The organism is Lachnoclostridium sp. An131 (assembly GCF_002160825.1).
Taxonomy (GTDB): domain Bacteria; phylum Bacillota; class Clostridia; order Lachnospirales; family Lachnospiraceae; genus Laedolimicola.
This window is the reverse complement of the sequence record NZ_NFLI01000005.1, coordinates 92242-113399: the sequence shown is the minus strand read 5'-3', so window position 1 is coordinate 113399 and position 21158 is coordinate 92242. Positions and strand designations below refer to the sequence as shown.

At 51.1% G+C, this 21158-nt stretch carries 21 protein-coding genes; 15 read left to right on the top strand and 6 right to left on the bottom strand.

Translation table 11 applies throughout. The features are described from left to right. Window positions 1–109: 109 nt before the first annotated feature. Window positions 110–694: a xanthine phosphoribosyltransferase gene (locus B5E77_RS05490; protein ID WP_087164372.1), complete on the bottom strand. Its 585-nt coding sequence runs from the start codon at window positions 692–694 to the stop codon at window positions 110–112. A 282-nt stretch (window positions 695–976) separates the two neighbouring features. Here B5E77_RS05490 and rny point away from each other — a divergent pair, with 282 nt between their 5' ends. From rny to B5E77_RS17475, 5 genes are all read left to right on the top strand, one after another. Continuing rightward, entirely contained in the window at window positions 977–2518 is a 1542-nt protein-coding gene (rny, locus tag B5E77_RS05485) for a ribonuclease Y (protein ID WP_087164371.1), read from the top strand. Window positions 2519–2620: 102 nt separating this feature from the next. Continuing rightward, the gene (gene proC / locus B5E77_RS05480) at window positions 2621–3418 is read left to right on the top strand and encodes a pyrroline-5-carboxylate reductase (RefSeq protein ID WP_087164370.1); all 798 of its coding nucleotides are present in this window, start codon (window positions 2621–2623) and stop codon (window positions 3416–3418) included. Between the two features lie 59 nt (window positions 3419–3477). Further along, window positions 3478–4068: a stage II sporulation protein M gene (locus B5E77_RS05475; RefSeq protein WP_087164369.1), complete on the top strand. Its 591-nt coding sequence runs from the start codon at window positions 3478–3480 to the stop codon at window positions 4066–4068. 233 nt (window positions 4069–4301) lie between these two features. Further along, window positions 4302–5174, top strand: coding sequence for a site-specific tyrosine recombinase XerD (gene xerD / locus B5E77_RS05470; protein WP_087164368.1), 873 nt, complete (start codon window positions 4302–4304; stop codon window positions 5172–5174). Window positions 5175–5443: 269 nt separating this feature from the next. Then, window positions 5444–5761 (top strand): alpha/beta fold hydrolase, encoded by a 318-nt coding sequence (locus tag B5E77_RS17475; RefSeq protein WP_330394621.1) that lies wholly within the window; start codon window positions 5444–5446, stop codon window positions 5759–5761. Window positions 5762–6264: 503 nt separating this feature from the next. Here the strand turns inward: B5E77_RS17475 and B5E77_RS05460 are convergent. Together B5E77_RS05460 and B5E77_RS05455 are read right to left on the bottom strand one after the other, a co-directional pair. Then, on the bottom strand, window positions 6265–7293 hold the full coding sequence (locus B5E77_RS05460) for a 3-deoxy-7-phosphoheptulonate synthase (protein ID WP_087164367.1): 1029 nt from the start codon (window positions 7291–7293) through the stop codon (window positions 6265–6267). A 173-nt stretch (window positions 7294–7466) separates the two neighbouring features. Then, the gene (locus B5E77_RS05455) at window positions 7467–8825 is read right to left on the bottom strand and encodes a putative polysaccharide biosynthesis protein (protein WP_087164366.1); all 1359 of its coding nucleotides are present in this window, start codon (window positions 8823–8825) and stop codon (window positions 7467–7469) included. Window positions 8826–9000: 175 nt separating this feature from the next. Between B5E77_RS05455 and B5E77_RS05450 the strand changes: the two genes are divergently transcribed. The 4 genes from B5E77_RS05450 to mnmA are packed head-to-tail and all read left to right on the top strand — an operon-like array spanning window position 9001 to window position 12247. Beyond that, window positions 9001–9459 carry an RrF2 family transcriptional regulator gene (locus B5E77_RS05450; protein ID WP_087164365.1) on the top strand — a complete coding sequence of 153 codons (459 nt, stop codon included), beginning with the start codon at window positions 9001–9003 and terminating at the stop codon, window positions 9457–9459. Between the two features lie 16 nt (window positions 9460–9475). Continuing rightward, window positions 9476–10654, top strand: a complete 1179-nt coding sequence (gene nifS / locus B5E77_RS05445) for a cysteine desulfurase NifS (RefSeq protein WP_087164364.1) — start codon at window positions 9476–9478, stop codon at window positions 10652–10654. Window positions 10655–10714: 60 nt separating this feature from the next. Continuing rightward, complete coding sequence (gene nifU / locus B5E77_RS05440; protein WP_087164363.1) at window positions 10715–11158, top strand: Fe-S cluster assembly scaffold protein NifU; 444 nt, start codon at window positions 10715–10717, stop codon at window positions 11156–11158. Window positions 11159–11170: 12 nt separating this feature from the next. After that, a complete protein-coding gene (mnmA, locus tag B5E77_RS05435) occupies window positions 11171–12247 on the top strand; it encodes a tRNA 2-thiouridine(34) synthase MnmA (protein ID WP_087164362.1) in 1077 nt (358 codons plus the stop codon). Window positions 12248–12310: 63 nt separating this feature from the next. On the opposite strand, the gene B5E77_RS05430 is transcribed toward mnmA, so the two are convergent. Then, window positions 12311–13126: a histidinol-phosphatase HisJ family protein gene (locus B5E77_RS05430; protein WP_087164361.1), complete on the bottom strand. Its 816-nt coding sequence runs from the start codon at window positions 13124–13126 to the stop codon at window positions 12311–12313. Window positions 13127–13379: 253 nt separating this feature from the next. Between B5E77_RS05430 and gap the strand changes: the two genes are divergently transcribed. The 3 genes from gap (at window position 13380) to tpiA (ending at window position 16688) form a co-directional block, all read left to right on the top strand. Further along, window positions 13380–14393: a type I glyceraldehyde-3-phosphate dehydrogenase gene (gene gap, locus B5E77_RS05425; RefSeq protein ID WP_087164360.1), complete on the top strand. Its 1014-nt coding sequence runs from the start codon at window positions 13380–13382 to the stop codon at window positions 14391–14393. Between the two features lie 194 nt (window positions 14394–14587). Next, window positions 14588–15793, top strand: a complete 1206-nt coding sequence (locus B5E77_RS05420; RefSeq protein ID WP_087164359.1) for a phosphoglycerate kinase — start codon at window positions 14588–14590, stop codon at window positions 15791–15793. Window positions 15794–15938: 145 nt separating this feature from the next. Continuing rightward, a complete protein-coding gene (gene tpiA, locus B5E77_RS05415; RefSeq protein WP_087164358.1) occupies window positions 15939–16688 on the top strand; it encodes a triose-phosphate isomerase in 750 nt (249 codons plus the stop codon). A gap of 276 nt (window positions 16689–16964) precedes the next feature. Here tpiA and B5E77_RS05410 read toward each other — a convergent pair whose 3' ends face one another. Continuing rightward, window positions 16965–17867: a beta-1,6-N-acetylglucosaminyltransferase gene (locus B5E77_RS05410; RefSeq protein ID WP_087164357.1), complete on the bottom strand. Its 903-nt coding sequence runs from the start codon at window positions 17865–17867 to the stop codon at window positions 16965–16967. 148 nt (window positions 17868–18015) lie between these two features. Next, on the bottom strand, window positions 18016–18336 hold the full coding sequence (locus tag B5E77_RS05405) for a helix-turn-helix domain-containing protein (protein WP_087164356.1): 321 nt from the start codon (window positions 18334–18336) through the stop codon (window positions 18016–18018). A 163-nt stretch (window positions 18337–18499) separates the two neighbouring features. Between B5E77_RS05405 and B5E77_RS16990 the strand changes: the two genes are divergently transcribed. The 3 genes from B5E77_RS16990 to B5E77_RS05395 all read left to right on the top strand — a co-directional run bounded on the left by B5E77_RS16990 (window position 18500) and on the right by B5E77_RS05395 (window position 20910). Beyond that, window positions 18500–18658, top strand: coding sequence for a hypothetical protein (locus tag B5E77_RS16990; protein ID WP_162609655.1), 159 nt, complete (start codon window positions 18500–18502; stop codon window positions 18656–18658). 253 nt (window positions 18659–18911) lie between these two features. Further along, entirely contained in the window at window positions 18912–20531 is a 1620-nt protein-coding gene (gene ptsP / locus B5E77_RS05400; RefSeq protein WP_087164355.1) for a phosphoenolpyruvate--protein phosphotransferase, read from the top strand. Window positions 20532–20652: 121 nt separating this feature from the next. After that, window positions 20653–20910: an HPr family phosphocarrier protein gene (locus B5E77_RS05395; protein WP_087164354.1), complete on the top strand. Its 258-nt coding sequence runs from the start codon at window positions 20653–20655 to the stop codon at window positions 20908–20910. The last annotated feature ends 248 nt before the right edge of the window (window positions 20911–21158 follow it).

Here is a 21158-nt window from a genome sequence, read left to right as displayed (position 1 = left end):
AAAGCGCCGCGCAGTCATCGAGACAGATGACTGCGCGGCGCTCTCTGCTGTGCCATGATGCGGAACAGATACGTATGCCGCTGTGCAATTGTGTGGCAGGCAGCAGAAATCAGTTCTGTTCCCGGAAGGTAATAGTGCCGGTCTCAGGATCCATGGCGTCTACGATAGCCAGGGATTCCAGGCGGTAGCCCAGATTCCGGATGACACGCCCGCCGATCTGAAAGCCCTTTTCCACGGCGATGCCAAGGCCTTCTACTGTGGCTCCGGCAGCCTCTACAATGGAAATCAGGCCCTGCAGCGCGCAGCCGTTGGCGAGAAAATCGTCGATGATCAGAACGTGGTCCTCAGGGCCGAGAAATTTTTTGGATACAACGACCTGGTTTTTGTTCTGGTGCGTAAAGGATTCTACTTCGGCCACATACATTTCCCCGTCTATGTTAATGGATTTTGATTTTTTGGCGAAAACCATGGGAACGCCGAATTCATTTGCCACCGGATAGGCGATGGCAATGCCAGATGCTTCAATGGTCAGGACCTTTGTGATGGGACAGTCTGCGAAGCGGCGGTGAAATTCCTTCCCGATTTCGTTCATGAGCGCAATATCCATCTGGTGGTTCAGAAAGGAATCCACCTTGAGGACATTACCAGGTTTGACGATGCCGTCTTTTGCGATTCGTTCTTCTAAGAAATTCATAGGTATACCTCCTAAAGATTGGGAACAGTATAACACATTCAAAGAGAAATGTCATTATTTCTGTTTGCTCCTGGAAAACAGGTTTGGGCGGCTGGGAAAAAGGGGCAGCTGCTTTTGTGCACTTTTCAGTGAAAAAAAGGAAGTTAGCTTGACATAATGCAAAATAAAGTATAAAATTTAAATGTTGTATATGACACTTGGCTGGCAGATTGAACTGTGATCAAAGAGGGTGCCGGTCAGTGATAATTTTGTACAATGAAAACTAAATAAGGAGGTGCTCCTGTGCAGTATCTTGTTCCGGTTATAGTTGCACTTGTGTCGATTATAATTACGGCCCTTGTTACAAGCTATGTGCGGAAGACGACGATTGAGAAAAAGGTCGGCAACGCGGAAGAAAAAGCAAGGGAAATAATAGATGACGCATTAAAGGTTGCAGAACGGTCCAAGCGCGAAGCTTTGCTGGAAGCGAAGGAAGAGTCGCTGAAGACAAAGAATGAGCTGGAAAAGGAAACCAAGGAACGCAGGGCGGAGCTGCAGCGTTATGAGCGCAGGGTTCTGGCAAAAGAGGAAGCTCTTGACAAAAAGTCAGACGCGCTGGAGAGACGCGAGGCGAGCTATGCGGCCAAGGAAGAGAAGCTGGCGAAGCAGAGCGCAGAGCTCAGTAAGCTTCAGGAAAAAAGAGTACAGGAACTGGAAAGAATCTCTGGCCTTACCTCCGAACAAGCAAAAGATTATTTATTAAAGACTGTTGAAGACGAAGTAAAGCATGAAGCGGCCAGGCTCGTCAAGGAACTTGAGAGCAAGGCAAAGGAAGAAGCCGATAAAAAGGCAAAGGAATATGTGGTTACGGCGATTCAGAAGTGCGCTGCCGATCATGTGGCAGAGACGACGATCTCCGTTGTGCAGCTTCCAAACGACGAGATGAAGGGAAGAATTATCGGGCGCGAGGGACGTAATATCCGTACGCTCGAGACACTGACCGGAATCGATCTGATCATCGATGATACGCCGGAGGCTGTCATTTTGTCAGGGTTTGATCCGATCCGCCGCGAGGTGGCCCGGATTGCACTGGAAAAGCTGATTGTGGACGGAAGAATTCATCCGGCCCGCATTGAGGAAATGGTGGAAAAAGCCCAGAAGGAAGTGGAGGCAATGATCCGCGAGGAAGGCGAGGCTGCCGTTCTGGAGGTGGGTGTCCACGGAATTCATCCGGAGCTGGTAAAACTTCTCGGAAGAATGAAGTTCCGTACCAGCTATGGTCAGAATGCGCTGAAGCATTCCATTGAGGTAGCTCATCTGACAGGCCTGCTGGCAGGCGAGGTGGGCGTAGATGTGCGCATGGCGAAGCGTGCAGGACTCCTGCACGATATCGGCAAGTCCATCGACCACGAGGTGGAAGGATCACATATTCAGATCGGAGCAGATCTGTGCAGAAAGTACAAGGAGTCTCCGATTGTTATCAATGCAGTGGAATCACATCATGGGGATACGGAGCCGACTTCCCTGATCGCCTGTCTGGTACAGGCTGCGGATACGATTTCCGCCGCCCGTCCGGGAGCGAGAAGAGAGACGCTGGAGACGTATACCAATCGCTTAAAACAGTTAGAGGATATCGCCAATGGTTTTAAGGGCGTAGACAAGTCTTTTGCAATTCAGGCAGGTAGAGAGATTCGAGTCATGGTAGTTCCTGAACAGGTAGATGACGCTACTATGGTATTGCTGGCGAGAGATATTTCCAAGCAGATTGAGGCTGAGCTGGAATATCCGGGCCAGATCAAGGTAAACGTTATCCGCGAGAGCCGGGTAACGGATTATGCAAAATAGGAAACACAAAAGGATGCTGCTTTCGCGGCATCCTTTTTCGTACAGAGGGATGCGTGCGGGCCCGCCCGCCGGGTTTTGCGAAGAAAGGAGAGGCAGTACAGTATGGCGGTAATAGGATTTATTGGAATGGGAAATATGGGATATGCGCTTCTGAAAGGGCTTTTGAAGGAATTCCCGGCAGAGGAGCTGGTGTTTACGGCTAAGACGGATGAGACAAGGCGCAGGGTATATGCCGAGACACAGGTAACCTATACACAGTCTAATGCGGAATGCGCGAACAGCTGCAAATATGTGGTGCTGGCTGTCAAGCCTCAGTATTATCCGCAGGTGCTGAAGCAGATTCGTTATGCGGTGACTGAGGAGCATGTGGTGATATCCCTTGCTCCAGGCATTACCATCGAACAGCTGAAGGAAGCGCTTGGCTCCGATAAGCGGATTGTCCGGGCCATGCCGAATACGCCGGCGCTGATAGGGGAAGGCATGACAGGCTTAACCTATCTGGAGGAGGAGCTGCAGGAAGACGAGATCGCTATGGTACATAAGATTTTCGGATCTGTGGGAAGGTATGCGGATGTGGAGGAGCGCATGATGAGCGCAGTGGTCTGCGCCAGCGGAAGCTCCCCGGCCTTTGTCTATCAATTTATTGAGGCTCTGGCGGACGGAGCTGTGCAGTTTGGCCTTCCGCGCGCCCAGGCGTATACCTTTGCGGCCCAGGCAGTGGCGGGAGCCGCAAAGATGGTGCTGGAGACAGGAGAGCATCCGGCTTCTCTGAAGGATAAGGTCTGCTCTCCCGGAGGAACGACCATAGCAGGAGTGGCGGCTCTGGAAAACGCGGGCTTCCGCGGGGCAGTTATGAAAGCCTGCGAGGCCTGCTGGGAAAAATCAGAATCCATGAAATAAGAGCTCATGAAACGGAAAAGCCTTTCATACACTGATCAGTGTATGGGAGGTTTTTTCGTATGAAACGAATCCGTCTGGGCAGCCGAAATCTGTTTCTGACCCTGTTTCTGGCAGGATTTGCGGCAGGAGTTCTGTATATTGCCATGTTTGGCAGGACAGCCGTACATGAGACAACTCTGATGAGCGCCTATTTTTTTTCTAAATACCAGCAGGTAGAATTTGCTTCGGAGGAGCTTTTTGTCTACACCCTGAAATCCAGGATGTCCGTATTTACGATTTTGTGGCTGGCAGGGCTGACCGTGCTGGGGACAGCGGCGGTGTGCGTGTTCCTGTTCTGGATTGGGGCAGCTCTGGGCATCACGGTCACAACTGCGGCGGTCAAAATGGGACCTGTGGGAATCCTTCTCTGTGTTGCGGCTGGACTGCCTCATTTTATCCTTTATGTGCCAGCCGGCTGCTGGCTCTTAAAAAGAGTCAGTGCAATGCCGGGGAGCGGCGAGTGGAGAAGCCGCCAGTGGGGAGATGGAAAACGCATGTTCCGCATGTATCTGCTGGTATGGCTTGCGGGCGCAGCCATTTTTCTCGCAGGCGCGTTTTTGGAAAGCTATGTAAACCCCATGTTCCTGAAAACGGTACTGAAATTCAGCTGAGGCGGACTTCATAAAAAAATTTTTTCAGCAGCCTTACAATATTTGGTGTGAGGAAAAATGGAAGAAACCATATCTTGTGGGACACTGGAAAAAAGCCGTTTTTCCCGCAGATTCCGGGAAAAAAGACCATTGCTTTTCTGCCTTTTTATCACTATAATGTTAGTTACATCAGCTGTCCGGCCCTCAGTGAAGGAGGGCCGGCGTATTCGTGAAACGAGGGACAGAGGGGTTTTATGGAACAGGAGATTAAAGGGTTTGTATCGTACTTGCACAATGTGAAGAAGACGTCTCAGAATACGGAGCTTTCCTATCGGAGAGATCTGGTAAAAATGATGCGGTTTCTGCACGACCAGAAGATTGATCGAGCAGAGGATGTTACGGAGACGAATCTGAATTCCTATATTCTGGATTTGGAGAAGAAGGGAATGTCTGCAGCGACTGTATCCAGGAACATTGCCGCGATGAAGGGCTTCTATCTATATCTGTGGAAGGAAGGAAATATTTCTGCAGATCCGGCGGAGAATCTGAAGGCGCCCAAGGTGGAGAAGAAGGTTCCGGATATTCTTTCTATCGAGGAGATGGCCAGGCTTCTGGAGCAGCCTGGCGACCGCACGCCGAAGGGACTCAGAGACCGGGCTATGCTGGAGCTTCTGTATGCTACGGGTATCCGGGTGACAGAGCTTATTTCCCTGCGCCTTGACGACGTCAACTGGAAGCTGGATTATATCATCTGCCGCGACAGAAACCGGGAGCGCATCGTGCCTTACGGCTTCAAGGCGAGAAAGGCGCTGGAGCGCTATATGAAGAGTGCCAGAAAGGAGCTTGTGGGGGAGAAGGAATGCGAAATGCTGTTTCCCAACTGCTCCGGCGAGAGCATGAGCCGCCAGGGCTTCTGGAAGCTTCTGAAGCAGTATGTGAAGCAGGCCGGGATCGAGACGGAGATTACGCCGCATACCCTGCGCCACTCCTTTGCAGCCCACCTGGTGGAAAACGGCGCGGATCTGCATGTGGTTCAGGAGATGATGGGCCATTCGGATATTTCCACAACGATGATGTATGCAAACCGCGCGCGGGAGGTATATGCGAAGGCGCATCCCAGAGGGTAAAAAGGAAAAATGTAAGGTGTGTAACAGGGACGGCCGCGAATGTCTGTATCCTGTGTCCGCACACTTCCCGGACGCCTGTATGCCCGGTTCCGGACTGAAGTCCGTCCCGGAACATACAGGCGTTCGTTAAGAGGTGGACACGGGGATATCAGACATTCGCGGCCTGTTCATATACACCTTAAATTTTATCTGAGATACGAAATTTAATGTTGTATAGTATAAAGAGATGGAAACACATCATATCAATGATTTATACGGAGGAAAATATTGTGAAGGAGTACTACCTTCATGAATTAAATTGTCGTATGAGATATTACGATTTTCCCGGAAATGATATTCCAATTTTGTTTTTGCATGGATTGGGATGTGCAGGTTCATTTGATTATCCGCAAGTAGCAGCGCAGAGGGAGCTGGAAGGTCATCGGCGAATCTTGGTAGACTTGTTGGGAGCTGGATATAGTGACAAGCCTGAAAACTTTGAATATAACGTTCGTTCACACGTATCTTATTTGAAAGCGTTTGTTGAAAGTTTAGGCATCAAAGAGTTTGTTCTTTTTGGGCATAGTCTGGGCTGCCACATTGTCTAATTGTACACCTCTTGCAGTATATCGCTTGTCAAAATGTGCACTTCATGGCGGAAATCCGTCGTGGCGGACATTGCTATATGAACTGCCTGTTCAAAAAGGATTCATTTTTGGAGAAAATCCTTGCCGGATAGAGACTATGAGGAATTGCAACGTCATAATATTCATGTTGAAATCGTCCCGGCTGCAGGACATTCAATGGCATGGGAAAATCCGAAAGGCTTGGCGATTGCTATTTCAAGATGCCTGGCATAAAGAGCGCTCTATTTCAGCTCTTAGCTATGGTTATAGGAAAACAGCTGCTGTGGAACAATTTCCGCAGAAAAACTTAACGTGTAGCATAGCACAGACCGCGGCTTTCTTCCGCTGCAGTGTCCGGCTTCTCGCGAACGTCTGTATGCTCCGGGACGGACTTTTTGTCCGTATCCGGGCATACAGGCGTACGTGAGACGTCCGAACACAGGCGGAAGAAAGCCGCGGTCGTCCTGTCACACACGTTATTTTTTCTAACAGCGCTCCGCTATCTCATACAGCAGCCGCTCAGAATCCTCCCATCCAAGGCACGGATCGGTGATCGACTTTCCATATACATGATCATGGATCCCCTGGCAGCCCTCTTCAATATAGCTCTCAATCATGACGCCCTTAACCAGTCCGCGGATGTCGTTGGAGCAGGAACGGCTGTGAAGCACTTCCTTCACGATACGGATCTGCTCCTTGAACTGCTTGTTGGAGTTATTGTGGTTGGCGTCTACGATGCAGGCGGGGTTCTTCAGTTCCCTGGCGCTGTAAAGCTCAAAGAGCTGCCGGAGGTTCTCGTAGTGGTAGTTGGGCAGTGACACGCCTCTCTCATTGACAGAGCCGCGAAGGACAGTGTGGGCCAGCTCATTTCCCGTGGTCTGGACGTCCCAGTTGCGGTAGATAAAGGAGTGGCCGTGCTGGGCTGCGTAGACGGAATTCAGCATGACTGTCAGGTCGCCGCTGGTGGGGTTTTTCATTCCGGTGGGCACGTCGATGCCGCTGGATACCAGTCGGTGCTGCTGGTTCTCTACAGAGCGGGCGCCGATGGCGATGTAGGAAAGAAAATCCATCACATAGCGCAGGTTTTCCGGATACAGCATCTCGTCGGCGGCAGTCAGGCCAGATTCCTCGATGGCCCGGATATGCATGTGGCGCAGAGCGATGATGCCTGCCAGGGGATCTGGCTTCTTCTCCGGGTCCGGCTGATGCATGATACCCTTGTAGCCCTCTCCTGTGGTACGGGGTTTATTTGTATAAATGCGTGGGATGATCAGAACCTTGTCCTTGATCTTCTCCTGAACGGGGACAAGGCGGCTGACATAATCGCAGACAGCCTCCTCGTTGTCCGCGGAGCAGGGGCCGATAATGGCCAGGAATTTATCGGATTCGCCGGTAAATACTTTTCGGATTTCTTTATCGCGTTCTTCTTTTATCTTAGCCACACGGGGAGGAACCGGATAGAGCTCGCGGGTTTCCTGAGGGGTGGGCAGCTTCTGTATAAAATCAAATGCCATGTTCTTTGTACTCCTTACCTGATATGTATTTTTATGCTTTTACGGACCGGCCTGGAAATGAGCTGCCGGCGACAAGGCAGGCTTTACACCATGCAGCCTCTCTGCGGCCTGTGTGCGAAAGAGCCTACGGTATTTATAATAATACAGGAAGATAGAAAAGTCACGCATATTTTTTATCCCTGCGGGAAGTGAGCCAGGCTGTGCGGTTCCGGCGCCTGCAGATATTCCTTCAGGGCGCCCAGGTTCAGCAGGGTCACAAAAAGCTGATTTGCCAGAAGCCCCCATAGATATCCTTCAATTCCCACGCGTGGAACACAGAGCAAAATGAAGATAATGCGGATCATAAGGCCTGTCAGATTGTTGAAAAATCCTGCGCTTGTTTTTCCAAGTCCGTTCAGGATGCTGTGGAGGGTTCCGTTCAGGTACAAAAACGGGCAGATCCAGGCCAGGGTAATGATGAAGTCGCCGGCCAACTCGCTTTTGAAAAAGAAGCTCCCGAGATATTTTCCAAAGAGAAGGAAAAGAATGGTAAAGACAATTCCCATAGGCAGGCAGAAGGAAATGGTTTTCCGGATTGTACGGGCAAGCTTTTCCCGCTGTCCTGCGGCCTGGGATTCAGAGACTGAGGGCAGCAGCATGACGGAGACGGCGTTGGTAAGGACATTGGGGAAGAGTATAAAGGACATGGACATGCCTGTCAGCGTACCGTATACGCTTAAGGCCCGCTCCGCGCTCAGTCCATATTGCTGCAGAGTGAATGGAATCAGGATCGCTTCCGCGCTGGATAGAAGATTCATGCAGACCCGGTTTCCGGTGACGGGAACGGCTGTGGCCAGCATGCTTCTGGTCAGTGCAGCCAGTGAGTAATTCCGTTTCTTTTTTGTCATTTTTTCCGGGCGCTCCGCTGAGATGGAAAACAGGCCAAAAAGCATGGAGGCAAATTCGCCGAGCACCAGCCCGATGACAGCTGCAGCAGGGGTGAGGGAACGCCCCTCCGACAGGGCAACCCGGTAAATCAGGTACACGGCGCTTACCCTGATGAGCTGTTCGACAAGGTGTGCGGCAGCCGGAATGCCTGCACGCTGCAGGCCGTAATAGTAGCCGCAGATGCAGGAGTGGCAGGCGCCAAAGGGTACCGTTATGGACATGATGCGGAGCAGGGAGGCGCAGCGCGCGTCATGAAGGAGGCGCGCCGCAATGAAGTCCGCGTTTGTGTACAGGATCAGAACTGACAGCAGAGAGAGAGAAAGGGAGAGAAAGAGCCCGATGTGCAGAACGGAACGGGCCCGTCTCAGATCGCCCTTTCCCGCTTCGCCGGACACGAACCGGGTGACGGCAATTTCAGCCCCGGCAGTGGTCAGCGCATAGCAGACGCCGTAGACGGGAAAAATCATCTGGTAGATGCCGATGCCTTCGGCACCGATGGTGCGGCTTAAGAATATCTTATAAAAAAAGCCTATAAAACGCGTGACAATGCCCGTGGCTGTGAGAATCAGCGTTCCGGCTATCAGAGGATGCTTCTGCTTTTTCATAATCGGGGCTCCCGCGGATCAGTCCTGGAGACAGCTTTGGCGGCATGGTCCGGCTCCGCATTCGGTTAAATTATAGATAGTATATGTGGGAAACGGGCTTGACAGAACAGGGCGTGCGTGGTATCATCCAATTAAATCCGATAAAAATACTCGGAATTAAATGTGAGGTGAGAACATGAAGCTGTCTACAAAAGGAAGGTACGGACTCCGCGCGTTGATCGATCTGGCGCTTTACAGTGAAAACGAAGCGGCCTCCATCGCCAGCATTTCCGCGAGACAGCAGATTTCGGAAAGCTATCTGGAGCAGCTGATTGCAAAGCTTCGGAAGGCCGGCCTGGTGGTGAGCGTGCGCGGCGCGGGCGGCGGCTACCGGCTTGCGAAACCGGCTTCGGAAATCTCCGTGGGTGATATATTGAGGGCTCTGGAGGGGAGCCTGGATGCGGTGCACTGTCCGGGACTGGAGGAAGAGGGCTCCTGCGAAGGCTCCGAATTCTGTGTGACGAAATACGTATGGCAGAGAATTAACGAGAGCATCAACCGCACCGTGGATGAGATCCGGCTGGATCAGCTGATCGAGGAGAGCAGAAAAATGAAGGATGAGGCAGGAACAGTAGGCGCCTGCTGTATCAATTAATGAGGAGACGACATCTATGAAAAAACTGATTTATCTGGATAATGCAGCTACGACAAAGACGGTGCCCGAGGTTGTGGAAGCGATGCTTCCTTATTTTTCGGAATTTTACGGAAATCCGTCCAGTATCTACAGCCTGGCAGGGGAAAGCAAAAAGGCCATTGATCAGGCGAGAGAGACGATTGCGGGGGCGCTCGGTGCACAGCCGGAGGAGATTTACTTTACGGCGGGAGGCACAGAAAGCGACAACTGGGCGCTTAAGGCGGCTGCAGAATATTACAGGAAAAAGGGAAACCATATTATTACCACCAAAATTGAGCACCATGCGATCCTGCACAGCTGCCAGCAGCTGGAGAAGCAGGGCTTTGAGGTGACGTATCTGGATGTGGATGAAAACGGAGTCGTGAAGCTGGAGGAATTAAAGAAAGCTATCCGTCCGACGACGATTCTGATTTCTGTCATGTATGCGAACAATGAGATTGGAACCATACAGCCGATTCAGGAAATCGGGGAAATTGCCCATCAGAAGGGGATTCTGTTCCACACAGACGCGGTACAGGCCTTCGGACAGCTTCCGATCCATGTGGATGACTGCCATATCGATATGCTCAGCGCCAGCGGGCACAAGCTGAATGGCCCGAAGGGAATCGGCTTTCTCTACATCCGCAAGGGAGTAAAAATCCGTTCCTTTATCCACGGCGGCGCCCAGGAGCGGAAGCGCCGGGCAGGGACGGAGAACGTGCCGGGCATTGTCGGCCTTGGAAGGGCTGTGGAGCGCGCCGTGAAGACGATGGAAGAGCGGACGGCGAAGGAAAGAGAGCTTCGGGATTACCTGATTGGGCGGGTGCTGGCGGAGATTCCCTATACCCGGCTGAACGGGCACCGGAGCTTACGCCTCCCCAATAACGCGAATTTCAGCTTCCAGTTTATCGAAGGGGAATCCCTTCTGATTATGCTGGATATGGAGGGCATCTGCGGTTCCTCCGGTTCGGCCTGCACCTCAGGCTCCCTGGATCCGTCCCATGTGCTGCTGGCCATCGGCCTTCCGCACGAGATTGCCCACGGATCCCTGCGCCTGACGCTGAACGAGGAAAACACGAAGGAGGAGCTTGATTTCGTGGTAGAGAGCCTGAAGAGGATTATTGAAAGGCTGCGCAGCATGTCGCCTCTTTATGAGGATTTTATGAAAAGGGCGTAGCACGGACTGAAAATTACTGCCGCAGGACATGCGGATTTTGCGAAGAAGAGGAGAAAGCATATGTACAGTGAGAAAGTAATGGATCATTTTCAGAATCCCCGGAATGTGGGAGAGATTGAGAACGCCAGCGGCGTGGGAACGGTAGGAAATGCCAAGTGCGGAGATATCATGCGTATCTATCTGGATATCGACGACAACGGCGTGATTCAGGACTGCAAATTTAAAACCTTTGGCTGCGGCGCGGCTGTGGCGACCAGCAGCATGGCGACAGAGCTTGTGAAGGGGAAAACGGTTCAGGAGGCTCTTTTGGTGACGAACAAGGCTGTCATGGAGGCGCTGGACGGACTTCCGCCTGTGAAGGTGCACTGCTCTTTGCTGGCCGAGGAGGCGATTCACGCGGCTCTCTGGGACTATGCGGAAAAGCATGGCGTCAAGATAGAAGGCCTGAAAAAGCCGAAATCAGACATTCATGAGGATGAGGAAGAGGAAGCGGAGGAATATTAATCCGCAGAGCGTATGAGCAGAAAAAAAGCAGTGATCGGGATGTCCGGCGGAGTGGATTCCTCGGTGGCGGCCTGGCTTCTGAAGGAGCAGGGCTATGAGGTGATCGGGGTGACCATGCAGATTTGGCAGGATGAGGCGGAGGAGATCCAGGAGGAAAATGGAGGCTGCTGCGGCCTTTCCGCCGTGGATGACGCGCGCCGGGTGGCGGCGCAGCTGGATATCCCTTATTATGTGATGAATTTTAAGGCAGATTTCAAAAAGAATGTCATAGACTATTTTACGGCGGAGTATCTGGCCGGCCGGACTCCGAATCCCTGCATCGCCTGCAACCGGTATGTAAAGTGGGAGGCGCTTCTGAAAAGGAGCCTGGAGATCGGGGCTGATTATATTGCGACGGGACATTATGCCCGGGTAGAGCAGCTGGCAAACGGCCGTTTTGCCATCCGCCATTCTGTGACGGCGGCGAAGGATCAGACCTATGCTCTCTATAACCTGACTCAGGATCAGCTTTCCCATACGCTGATGCCTGTAGGAGCGTATTCGAAGGATGAAATCCGGAAATTTGCGGAGCAGCTGGGGCTTCGCGTGGCGTCCAAGCCGGACAGCCAGGAGATCTGCTTTGTGCCGGATCAGGATTATGCGGGCTTTATTGAGAGAACTACGGGAAAGGCGTCTGTGCCGGGAAATTTTGTGCTGGCGGACGGCACAGTTCTGGGCCGCCATAAGGGAATTATCCATTATACCATCGGACAGCGCAGAGGGCTGGGACTTCCGATGGGCCGCCGGGTCGTTGTGACAGAGATACGTCCGGAGACGAACGAGGTGGTCATCGGCGAACAGGAGGATGTGTATACAAGGACGCTGTATGCAGACAGGCTGAATTATATGGCGGAACCGTCTTTTGAGAGCGGCAGGAAGGCCATAGCAAAGATACGCTATAACCACAGAGGATCCCCCTGTAGGATTTATCCGGAGGGGACAGAAAGAGTCCGCGTAGAATTTGAAGAGCCGGTACGGGCTGTGACGCCAGGCCAGGCTGCCGTCTTTTACGACGGGGACTATGTGCTGGGCGGGGGGACGATCCTGTAGGGAAGGTCCCCCGTTTTTGCATTTCTTTATTTTATAATGAGACAAATTTTATAATGGGATATTTTATAAGGGAATAAATTCCGGCTTACGCTCCCGGAACACAGTGAAATACCGGAAACCGCAGCTGCGCAGGACTTCCTTTGCGTCTTCAAAGCGGTATCCCACATATTCCGGCGTATGCGCGTCAGAGCCCATGGTGATGATTTCGCCCCCCAGCTCCCGGTAGCGCCGGATTACGTCCCGGCAGGGATTGGGCTGGGAAAGGCCGGCCTTAAAGCCGCCGGTGTTGATTTCAATTCCTTTTCCCTTCTGAATCAGCAGTCTGAGAATGGCGTCTGTCTGTTCTGCATAAGAGGAATAGGAAAAACGGCGCTCGCCCTCCGGAACGTAGCGGACGATATAATCCAGGTGCCCATAGACGTCAAAGCCGTCAAAGGCACGGATGTTTTCAAGCGTGATATCAAGAAAGCGCCGGATGGCTTCCTCCTGGCTCCGGGAGGTCCAGAAATCCGGGTAATAGGGATCGAGTCTGTCCACCAGGTGTGTAGAGCCGATCAGGAAATCAAAGGCACAGCCCTTTTCGGAGTGCTGTCTTATCCAGGAATGCAGAAGGTCTCCCAGATGAGGCTGAATGCCCAGCTCTGCCCCGAAGCGGATTTCGATTTGCTCCCGGTACTGCTTCTCCAGCTTCCGGATTTCCGAAAAATAAGCGGGCACGTTAAGCTCCATGCTGATTTCCGGGTAAGGATAGTCGGGGTCATAGTGTTCCGTAAAACACAGAAGGGAAAGCCCCCTGCTGATTCCGGAGCGAACCATGCCTTCGGAAGGCGCCTCGCTGTCGCCGGAAAAGGATGAGTGTAAATGGTAGTCTGCGGTCATGAATGCTGCCTCCTTATAGTCTGCAGATGTTCGTGTTCTGCCCCTATCTTAGCGAAAAAAATAGACAATGGCAAGATAAAACGGAACAGTATATTCGCTGTTCTGACAAAAAATGCTTCTTACTCAACAAATTTAGAAATGGGACTTGCATTTTTCTTGTGGATTCGTTACAATAAAAACAGGCTGGGCCTTTCCAAAAATAGGGATAGCTCATAAGTCAAAATCTAAATTCATTTTTAGGAGGAATTCAAAAATGGCAGTAAAAGTAGCGATTAACGGTTTCGGACGTATCGGCAGACTTGCATTCAGACAGATGTTCAATGCAGAGGGATATGAGGTAGTTGCAATCAACGACCTGACAAGCCCGAAGATGCTTGCGCACCTGTTAAAATATGATTCTTCTCAGGGCAAGTACGCTCTGGCTGACACTGTTTCCGCAACAGAGGATTCCATCATCGTTGACGGCAAAGAGATTAAGATCTACGCAAAGGCTAACGCAGCAGAGCTTCCGTGGGGAGAGCTGGACGTAGACGTAGTTCTGGAGTGCACCGGCTTCTACACCTCCAAGGAGAAGGCTTCCGCACATATCCAGGCTGGCGCTAAGAAGGTTGTTATTTCCGCTCCGGCAGGAAACGATCTTCCGACCATCGTTTACAATGTAAACCACACAACTCTGACAAAAGAGGATACTGTTATTTCCGCAGCTTCCTGTACAACAAACTGCCTGGCTCCGATGGCTAAGGCTCTGAACGAGCTGGCTCCGATCGAGTCCGGTATCATGTGCACCATCCACGCTTACACAGGCGATCAGATGGTTCTGGACGGACCGCAGAGAAAGGGCGATCTGAGAAGAAGCCGCGCTGCTGCTATCAACATCGTTCCGAACAGCACTGGTGCTGCAAAGGCTATCGGCCTTGTTATTCCGGAGCTGAACGGCAAGCTGATCGGCGCTGCACAGCGTGTACCGACCCCGACAGGTTCCACCACAATGCTGTTTGCAGTTGTTGACAAGGCTGTAACCAAGGAAGAGATCAACGCTGCCATGAAGGCTGCTCAGACTGAGTCCTTCGGATACAACGAGGACGAGATCGTATCCAGCGATATCGTTGGTATGAGATATGGTTCTCTGTTCGATGCTACTCAGACCATGGTTGCTCCGCTTCCGGATGGAAAGACTGAGGTTCAGGTAGTTTCCTGGTATGACAATGAGAACTCCTACGTTTCTCAGATGGTTCGTACCATCAAGTATTTCGCTGAGCTTGCATAAACACCCCGTCATGCGGCGCATGGCGACAGGAATAGAAAGCCTGTGAAATGCAGTGCCCGTCATACAGAAAATGTCTGACAGCACGATAAGTAAAGACCTTGAGAGGTCCGGTCTATGTGGACCGGGCCTCTTTTTGGATTCTGAGTTTATGCGGGATTCCCGTTTAAATGATTAAAAATGAAGGAGAGATCGAGATGTTAAATAAGAAATCTGTAGACGACATCAACGTAAAAGGCCAGCGCGTTCTGGTAAGATGCGATTTTAACGTACCGCTGAAGGATGGAAAGATCACAGACGAGAACCGTCTGGTAGCAGCTCTTCCGACGATCAAGAAGCTGATCGCGGACGGCGGAAGGGTAATCCTCTGCTCCCACCTTGGAAAGCCGAAGGGAGAGCCGAAGCCGGAGCTTTCTCTGGCGCCGGTGGCAAAGAGACTTTCTGAGCTTCTGGGACAGGAAGTGAAGTTCGCGGCAGATCCCGAGGTGGTGGGACCGAACGCAAAGGCTGCTGTAGAGGCTATGAAGGACGGAGACGTAGTGCTTCTGGAGAACACCCGTTACCGTGCAGAGGAGACCAAGAACGGAGAAGCCTTCTCCAAGGAGCTGGCTTCCCTGGCTGACGTATTTGTAAACGACGCGTTTGGAACCGCGCACCGCGCACACTGCTCCAACGTAGGCGTTACCCAGTACGTAAAGACTTCCGTAGTCGGATATCTGATGCAGAAGGAGATCGACTTCCTTGGAAACGCAGTGAACAATCCGGAGCGTCCGTTCGTAGCTATCTTAGGCGGAGCAAAGGTTGCGGACAAGCTGAACGTAATCAATAACCTGCTTGAGAAGTGCGATACTCTGATCATCGGCGGCGGAATGGCATTTACCTTCCTGAAGGCAAAGGGATATGAGGTAGGAGCTTCTCTGGTAGACGATGAGAAGATCGATTACTGCAAGGAAATGATGGCAAAGGCTGAGAAGCTTGGAAAGAACCTGATGCTTCCGGTTGATACCGTAGCTGCAAAGGCATTCCCGAACCCCATCGACGCAGAGATTGAGGTTGTGGAGGTTTCTGTAGAGGCTATGCCGGCTGACATGATGGGCCTGGATATCGGACCGAAGACAGCAGAGGCTTATGCAGAGGCTGTGAAGTCCGCGAAGACCGTTGTATGGAACGGACCGATGGGCGTATTCGAGAATCCGGTTCTGGCAAAGGGAACCATCGCAGTGGCCAAGTCTCTGGCAGAGACAGATGCGACCACGATCATCGGCGGCGGAGATTCCGCAGCGGCTGTCAATACGCTTGGCTATGGCGATAAGATGACTCATATCTCCACAGGCGGCGGAGCTTCTCTGGAATTCCTGGAGGGCAAGGAGCTTCCGGGCGTAGCTGCAGCAAACGACAAATAATAAGCATTGAGCGAAAGCAAGGCGAAGCCGCAGCTTGAGGCTGGTGCGGGCATCCTTCCGGACACTTGGCAAGGGCGGAGCCGCAGGCGAGGTCTGAGGCTGGTGTCCGGAGGATACATGAAAAATCATAAAGGAGAACAAGACAATGGCAAGAAAGAAAATTATCGCTGGAAACTGGAAGATGAACATGACTCCCAGCGAGGCAGTAGAGCTGGTAAATACCTTGAAGCCGCTGGTGGCAAATGACGAAGTAGATGTAGTATTCTGCGTTCCGGCTATCGACATCGTTCCGGTTGTAGAGGCTGTAAAGGGCAGCAACATTCAGGTGGGCGCTGAGAATATGTATTTCGAGGAGAAGGGAGCCTACACAGGTGAGATTTCCCCGAACATGCTGACAGACGCAGGCGTGAAGTATGTGATTCTTGGACATTCCGAGAGACGTGAGTATTTCGGCGAGACCAATGAAGACATCAACAAGAAGATGCTGAAGGCATTCGAGCATGGCCTGACCCCGATCATGTGCTGCGGCGAGACTCTGACTCAGAGAGAGCAGGGCGTGACCATGGACTTCATCCGTCAGCAGGTTAAGGTTGGATTCCAGGGAATCACTGCAGATCAGGCAAAGACAGCCGTAATCGCTTACGAGCCGATCTGGGCTATCGGAACCGGAAAGACAGCTACCACAGAGCAGGCACAGGAGGTATGTGCAGGCATCCGTGCGTGCATCGCTGAGATCTATGACGAGGCGACAGCAGAAGCTATCCGCATCCAGTACGGCGGATCTGTAAACGCAGCTACCGCTCCGGATCTGTTTGCTCAGGCTGACATCGACGGTGGCCTGGTAGGCGGCGCAGCGCTGAAGCCGGACTTTGGCAAGATCGTCAACTACAAATAAGGATATAAGATGAGTGTTTTTGACCAATAAAACACTGTGAAATATGACAGAACACCATTTGACTTGCGGATGACCGTCAGTTGAATGGTGTTTTGTCATGTCTGGCAATAGTGGTTTGGGAGCTGTTGACAGGAAAAATGAATGAAACGATTCGGGATGGCTGCGGTATCTTCATTAGAACGCTGGAAATTTCTGCAGCTGTCCGACAGTGCGGAAAATTGTCATTTTTTAATGGCTGCAGAAGAGCTTAAGAGCTGTAAAATACGGATGATGAATTTATTTCAGTACATTCCTCTCAAATTTCCGTGCAAACAGATGCGGCAGCCCAAGAAGCAGTTCCTTATCTTCCTCCTGGAAGGTATAGGGACTGTTTTCATTTCCGCGTTCCCAGTCCACATAGCGCAGATTGGCCATAGAACCACTTTTTCCTTCTTCGTCATAGATATTTTCCCGGAACGGAGAGGCGGCAGCCAGAGTCTGCAGAAAGAGCTCGTCCGCGCAGACGGAATGGCTGAAATGCTTTCGGATCCAGTCTTCATGCTCCAGGACGTATTGAGCCAGGCCGTCAGTAATGCTGAACCAGTTGGGCCCCTTGCGGAGTTCGATACCGGTTCCCTTCAGGCGGTCGATATGCAGCAGGCGCTGAAGCAGGGTCAGAACATGGTCTGCAGGTTCAGCCAGAGGAGAGCGGCTTTCCCGGAAATAATGCCAGAGGGAAACCCGTTCCCGGGCCTGGCGGGAAAGCTCCTTATCAAAGGCCAGAAATTCTTTTCCTGCATGCCGGTCAAAAAAGGCATGTATCTCATCCTGGGATTTCAGAGGAAGATCGGAGCCGGACAGCAGATGATAATAAGCATAGCCTTTCTCATGGTTCCGAGGCGCAGATGTCTCATCCGGGCAGGCGCCGTCCCGGCCTCCGTGGGAACAGCCAGCGGCAGCCTTTAGCAGCAGCAGCTCACAGGCGATTTGGCTGTATCCGCCCCAGCGTACGTCCAGGCGGTCCGTAAAAAAGAGCCGGGATTCCTTTAGGTCTGTGGAAAACTGGTTTAAGTCGAGGCTTCCCGCCTTTTTGTCGATATGCAGATAGATATCGTTTCTTCTGTCATCCAGACAGAGAAGAAGCTCCTTTAAAAAATCGAAATGGTTGTGCGCCATAATCAGGTAGGCGTGTCTGTTCATGATTTACCCCGTGCAGATAGTTTGATTCCCGCAGGCAGCCTGTCGTGTTCCGCAGGGAGCTGATAAGGTGAGCTCCGGATTATGGAACTGTGCTGTTTTGGGTTCAGGGTAAGTGTAACATAAAAGCAGAGAAAAGAAAACGCCCGTTTTACTCGTTTTCTGAGAGGAAAAGCAGGTAAGAACGGGCCATATCCTTGTGCTTGCGTGAAAGAGAATCAAAAATTTTAAGTATTTCATCCTGTTCCTTTGATAAATCTCTGGAGGAACGTTCAAAGAACTGGGCGACAGAAATATTGCAGGCAGAGCATATCTTTTCCAGGGTCTCAATCCTGGGCTCCGTATTGTGCTCAAACATAGAACTTAAGGTAGACAGAGAAATGCCGGACTGCTTGGCGAGCCGGTATGTGTTGTATCCGTTCTTTTCCATCAGCTCTTTGATTCTTTTGATGCAGAAATTTTCTTCAAACATAAAGCTGCTCCATAAATATTGATTGATATTATTTTAATATAGGTTGCGCTGTGTGAGAAAGGTTTATAAACCGATGAAAAAGATAGATTATACGTTACAAATGTGATATAATACGGACAGAAGACAGGAAATATGTCTGGATAGAATGACGGATGGTGAGAAATTGCGCAGAAGAATAAAAAAGAAAAGGGGACTGCTGAAGGATCCGGATTACGAAAGGATAAAAAAACGCCTGTTTCAGGGAGTGGAAGAGGAAGCAGCGCTGCTGGAAGCCCGCGCGGAGCATATCAGGCTTCCTGAAAAAAGCGCTTCCAAATCTTAAAAAGGATAGGAGAACAGCGTTTTGGGAGGGCAAAACCAGACGGGTCCGACGGCGGCAGGACGATAGAAAAAACATTGACTTTTCCCACTGTAGCTGGTATATTGTTTACTAGATAAAGCATGATGTACGGGAGAGATGCTCTTTGGAAAGACCTGATTTTGTGAGATAAGATATGGGAGTTATAGGTCCGGTATTTTAGATTGCAGAATCCGGTCTTTTTGTATCGTGCGGCAGGAGATAGGAGGATGTGATTATGGAGACTCGTCAGGGTAAAAGTGTATTTTCCGGGGTTGCAATCGGAAAGCTTTTCGTATTCAAAAAGGCGAAGCAGGTTGTAGAAAAGAGAGAAATTGAAGATGCGGCGGCTGAAGTGGCCCGCTATATGGCTGCGAAGGAGAAGGCAGGCGAACAGCTGAGGCTTTTGAAGGAGAAGACTCTGCGTGATGTAGGAGAGGCTGAGGCTGAGATTTTTGAGGCTCATCAGATGCTGCTTGAGGATCTGGATTTCGTCGAGGGCATTACAGGCATGATTGAGCAGGACAAGGTAAACGCAGAGTATGCTGTATTTGTGACCGGTGAGCAATGCGCAGCCATGTTCCTGAGTATGGACGATGATTATATGCGCGGCCGTGCGGCTGATATCAATGATATTTCGAGCCGTCTGATCGCTATTTTGAGCGGTACGCAGGTAAGCGCTGAGGCGATGCCGGAGCCGGTGATTATCCTGGCTGAGGATCTGGCGCCCAGCGAGACTGTGCAGTTTGAAAAGGACAAGATTCTTGCAATTGTGACCCAGAAGGGCTCCTCAAATTCCCATACGGCGATTTTGGCCCGTATGATGAATATTCCGTGCATCGTGACTGCGGACATCGAGCTGGATCCGGCCCTGACGGGAAAACCTGGCATCGTAGATGGATTTACGGGAAAGATTTATATTGAGCCGGATGAAGTGACGATGGCTGTGATGCAGGAAAAGAAGAAGAGGGAAGAGGAGCGCAAGCTGCTGCTTCAGAGCCTGAAGGGCCTTCCGACTGTGACGAAGAGCGGAAAGGTCATTCACCTGTACGCGAATATCGGAAGTGAAGAGGATGTAGATTCGGTATTGGAGAACGATTCTGAGGGCATCGGCCTGTTCCGGAGCGAGTTCCTTTATCTTGGGCGTGACGATTATCCGACAGAGGAGGAGCAGTTCCAGGTATATAAGAATGTAATTTCCAAGATGAACGGCAAGAAGGTGATTATCCGTACACTGGACATCGGCGCTGACAAGCAGGCGGATTACTTTAATATCCCTCATGAGGAAAATCCGGCCATGGGTTACCGCGCGATCCGTATCTGCCTCGACAGAGTGGATGTGTTCAAGACCCAGCTGCGTGCGATTTTCCGGGCCAGCGCTTACGGCACAGCCTCCATCATGTTCCCGATGATTATTTCTGTTGCGGAAGTAAAGCGGATTAAGGAGATTGTGGAAGAGGTGAAGGACGAGCTGAGACAGAACGATATACCGTTCGGTGATGTGGAGCTTGGAATCATGGTAGAGACTCCGGCGGCTGTTATGATTGCAGACATGCTGGCTGCGGAGGTAGACTTCTTCAGTATCGGAACCAACGATCTGACCCAGTACACTCTGGCGATTGACCGTCAGAACCAGTCTCTGGATAACATTTACGATCCGCATCATGAGGCGGTGCTCCGCATGATTCAGAGAACGATCGAGTGCGCGCATGACCATGGCGCATGGTGCGGCATCTGCGGAGAGCTCGGCGCGGATATGGAGCTGACACGCCGCTTTATCCAGATGGGTATCGATGAGCTGTCTGTTTCCCCGGTATTTACGCTGGAGCTGCGCAAGAAGATCCGTGAGGCTGAGTAAGCGTAAGAAAATGACATTTCCCAGGACAGAGGGAAGGATAGAAGGCAGAGATAGTTTCGCCGGAATCCTCCGGCTTATGGCTATAAATTAATATTATGAAAAATAAAGGAGACAAAGCATCATGAAAGAGTTTAAGTATGTAGTACAGGATGAGCTGGGACTTCACGCAAGACCGGCAGGACTTCTGGTAAAGGAAGCGGCAAAATATAAGAGCGCAATTACCCTTGACAGCGGAGCAAAGAAGGCTGACGCCAAGAGAATCATGGCTGTAATGTCCATGGGCGTAAAGAAGGGCGTGGAAGTAACCGTGACGATCGAGGGAGAAGATGAGGATACCGCATTTGAGGCTATTCAGAAGTTCTTCCAGGAGAATCTGTAGGGTTAAAAAAGAGCTTATGGCCGGCTGGGAAATGCCGGAATCAAGAGGATGCTGTGGAACTGCAGGAATGCGGTTCTGCGGCGTCCTTTTTGTTTTTTGGCATCTACATAGTATATTATGTAGGATTGACCGTTTTGAAAATTAAGTGATAAAATTTTAACAACTACAGTGCATATTTCGGGCTAATTTGTCTGGATAGAGTAAATTTACAGAAAAATAGCAGCAGACTGCAGCTTCTGGGCTGTTTC

Coding starts and splice junctions, on each gene's coding strand:
- gap (WP_087164360.1), top strand. CDS start 13,380: ATGGCAGTAAAAGTAGCGATTAACGGTTTCGGACGTATCGGCAGACTT.
- B5E77_RS05450 (WP_087164365.1), top strand. CDS start 9,001: ATGAAGCTGTCTACAAAAGGAAGGTACGGACTCCGCGCGTTGATCGAT.
- B5E77_RS05395 (WP_087164354.1), top strand. CDS start 20,653: ATGAAAGAGTTTAAGTATGTAGTACAGGATGAGCTGGGACTTCACGCA.
- ptsP (WP_087164355.1), top strand. CDS start 18,912: ATGGAGACTCGTCAGGGTAAAAGTGTATTTTCCGGGGTTGCAATCGGA.
- tpiA (WP_087164358.1), top strand. CDS start 15,939: ATGGCAAGAAAGAAAATTATCGCTGGAAACTGGAAGATGAACATGACT.
- B5E77_RS05490 (WP_087164372.1), bottom strand. CDS start 694: ATGAATTTCTTAGAAGAACGAATCGCAAAAGACGGCATCGTCAAACCT.
- B5E77_RS05430 (WP_087164361.1), bottom strand. CDS start 13,126: ATGACCGCAGACTACCATTTACACTCATCCTTTTCCGGCGACAGCGAG.
- xerD (WP_087164368.1), top strand. CDS start 4,302: ATGGAACAGGAGATTAAAGGGTTTGTATCGTACTTGCACAATGTGAAG.
- B5E77_RS05405 (WP_087164356.1), bottom strand. CDS start 18,336: ATGTTTGAAGAAAATTTCTGCATCAAAAGAATCAAAGAGCTGATGGAA.
- B5E77_RS05420 (WP_087164359.1), top strand. CDS start 14,588: ATGTTAAATAAGAAATCTGTAGACGACATCAACGTAAAAGGCCAGCGC.
- B5E77_RS05410 (WP_087164357.1), bottom strand. CDS start 17,867: ATGAACAGACACGCCTACCTGATTATGGCGCACAACCATTTCGATTTT.
- B5E77_RS05455 (WP_087164366.1), bottom strand. CDS start 8,825: ATGAAAAAGCAGAAGCATCCTCTGATAGCCGGAACGCTGATTCTCACA.
- mnmA (WP_087164362.1), top strand. CDS start 11,171: ATGAGCAGAAAAAAAGCAGTGATCGGGATGTCCGGCGGAGTGGATTCC.
- B5E77_RS05475 (WP_087164369.1), top strand. CDS start 3,478: ATGAAACGAATCCGTCTGGGCAGCCGAAATCTGTTTCTGACCCTGTTT.
- B5E77_RS05460 (WP_087164367.1), bottom strand. CDS start 7,293: ATGGCATTTGATTTTATACAGAAGCTGCCCACCCCTCAGGAAACCCGC.
- proC (WP_087164370.1), top strand. CDS start 2,621: ATGGCGGTAATAGGATTTATTGGAATGGGAAATATGGGATATGCGCTT.
- nifS (WP_087164364.1), top strand. CDS start 9,476: ATGAAAAAACTGATTTATCTGGATAATGCAGCTACGACAAAGACGGTG.
- nifU (WP_087164363.1), top strand. CDS start 10,715: ATGTACAGTGAGAAAGTAATGGATCATTTTCAGAATCCCCGGAATGTG.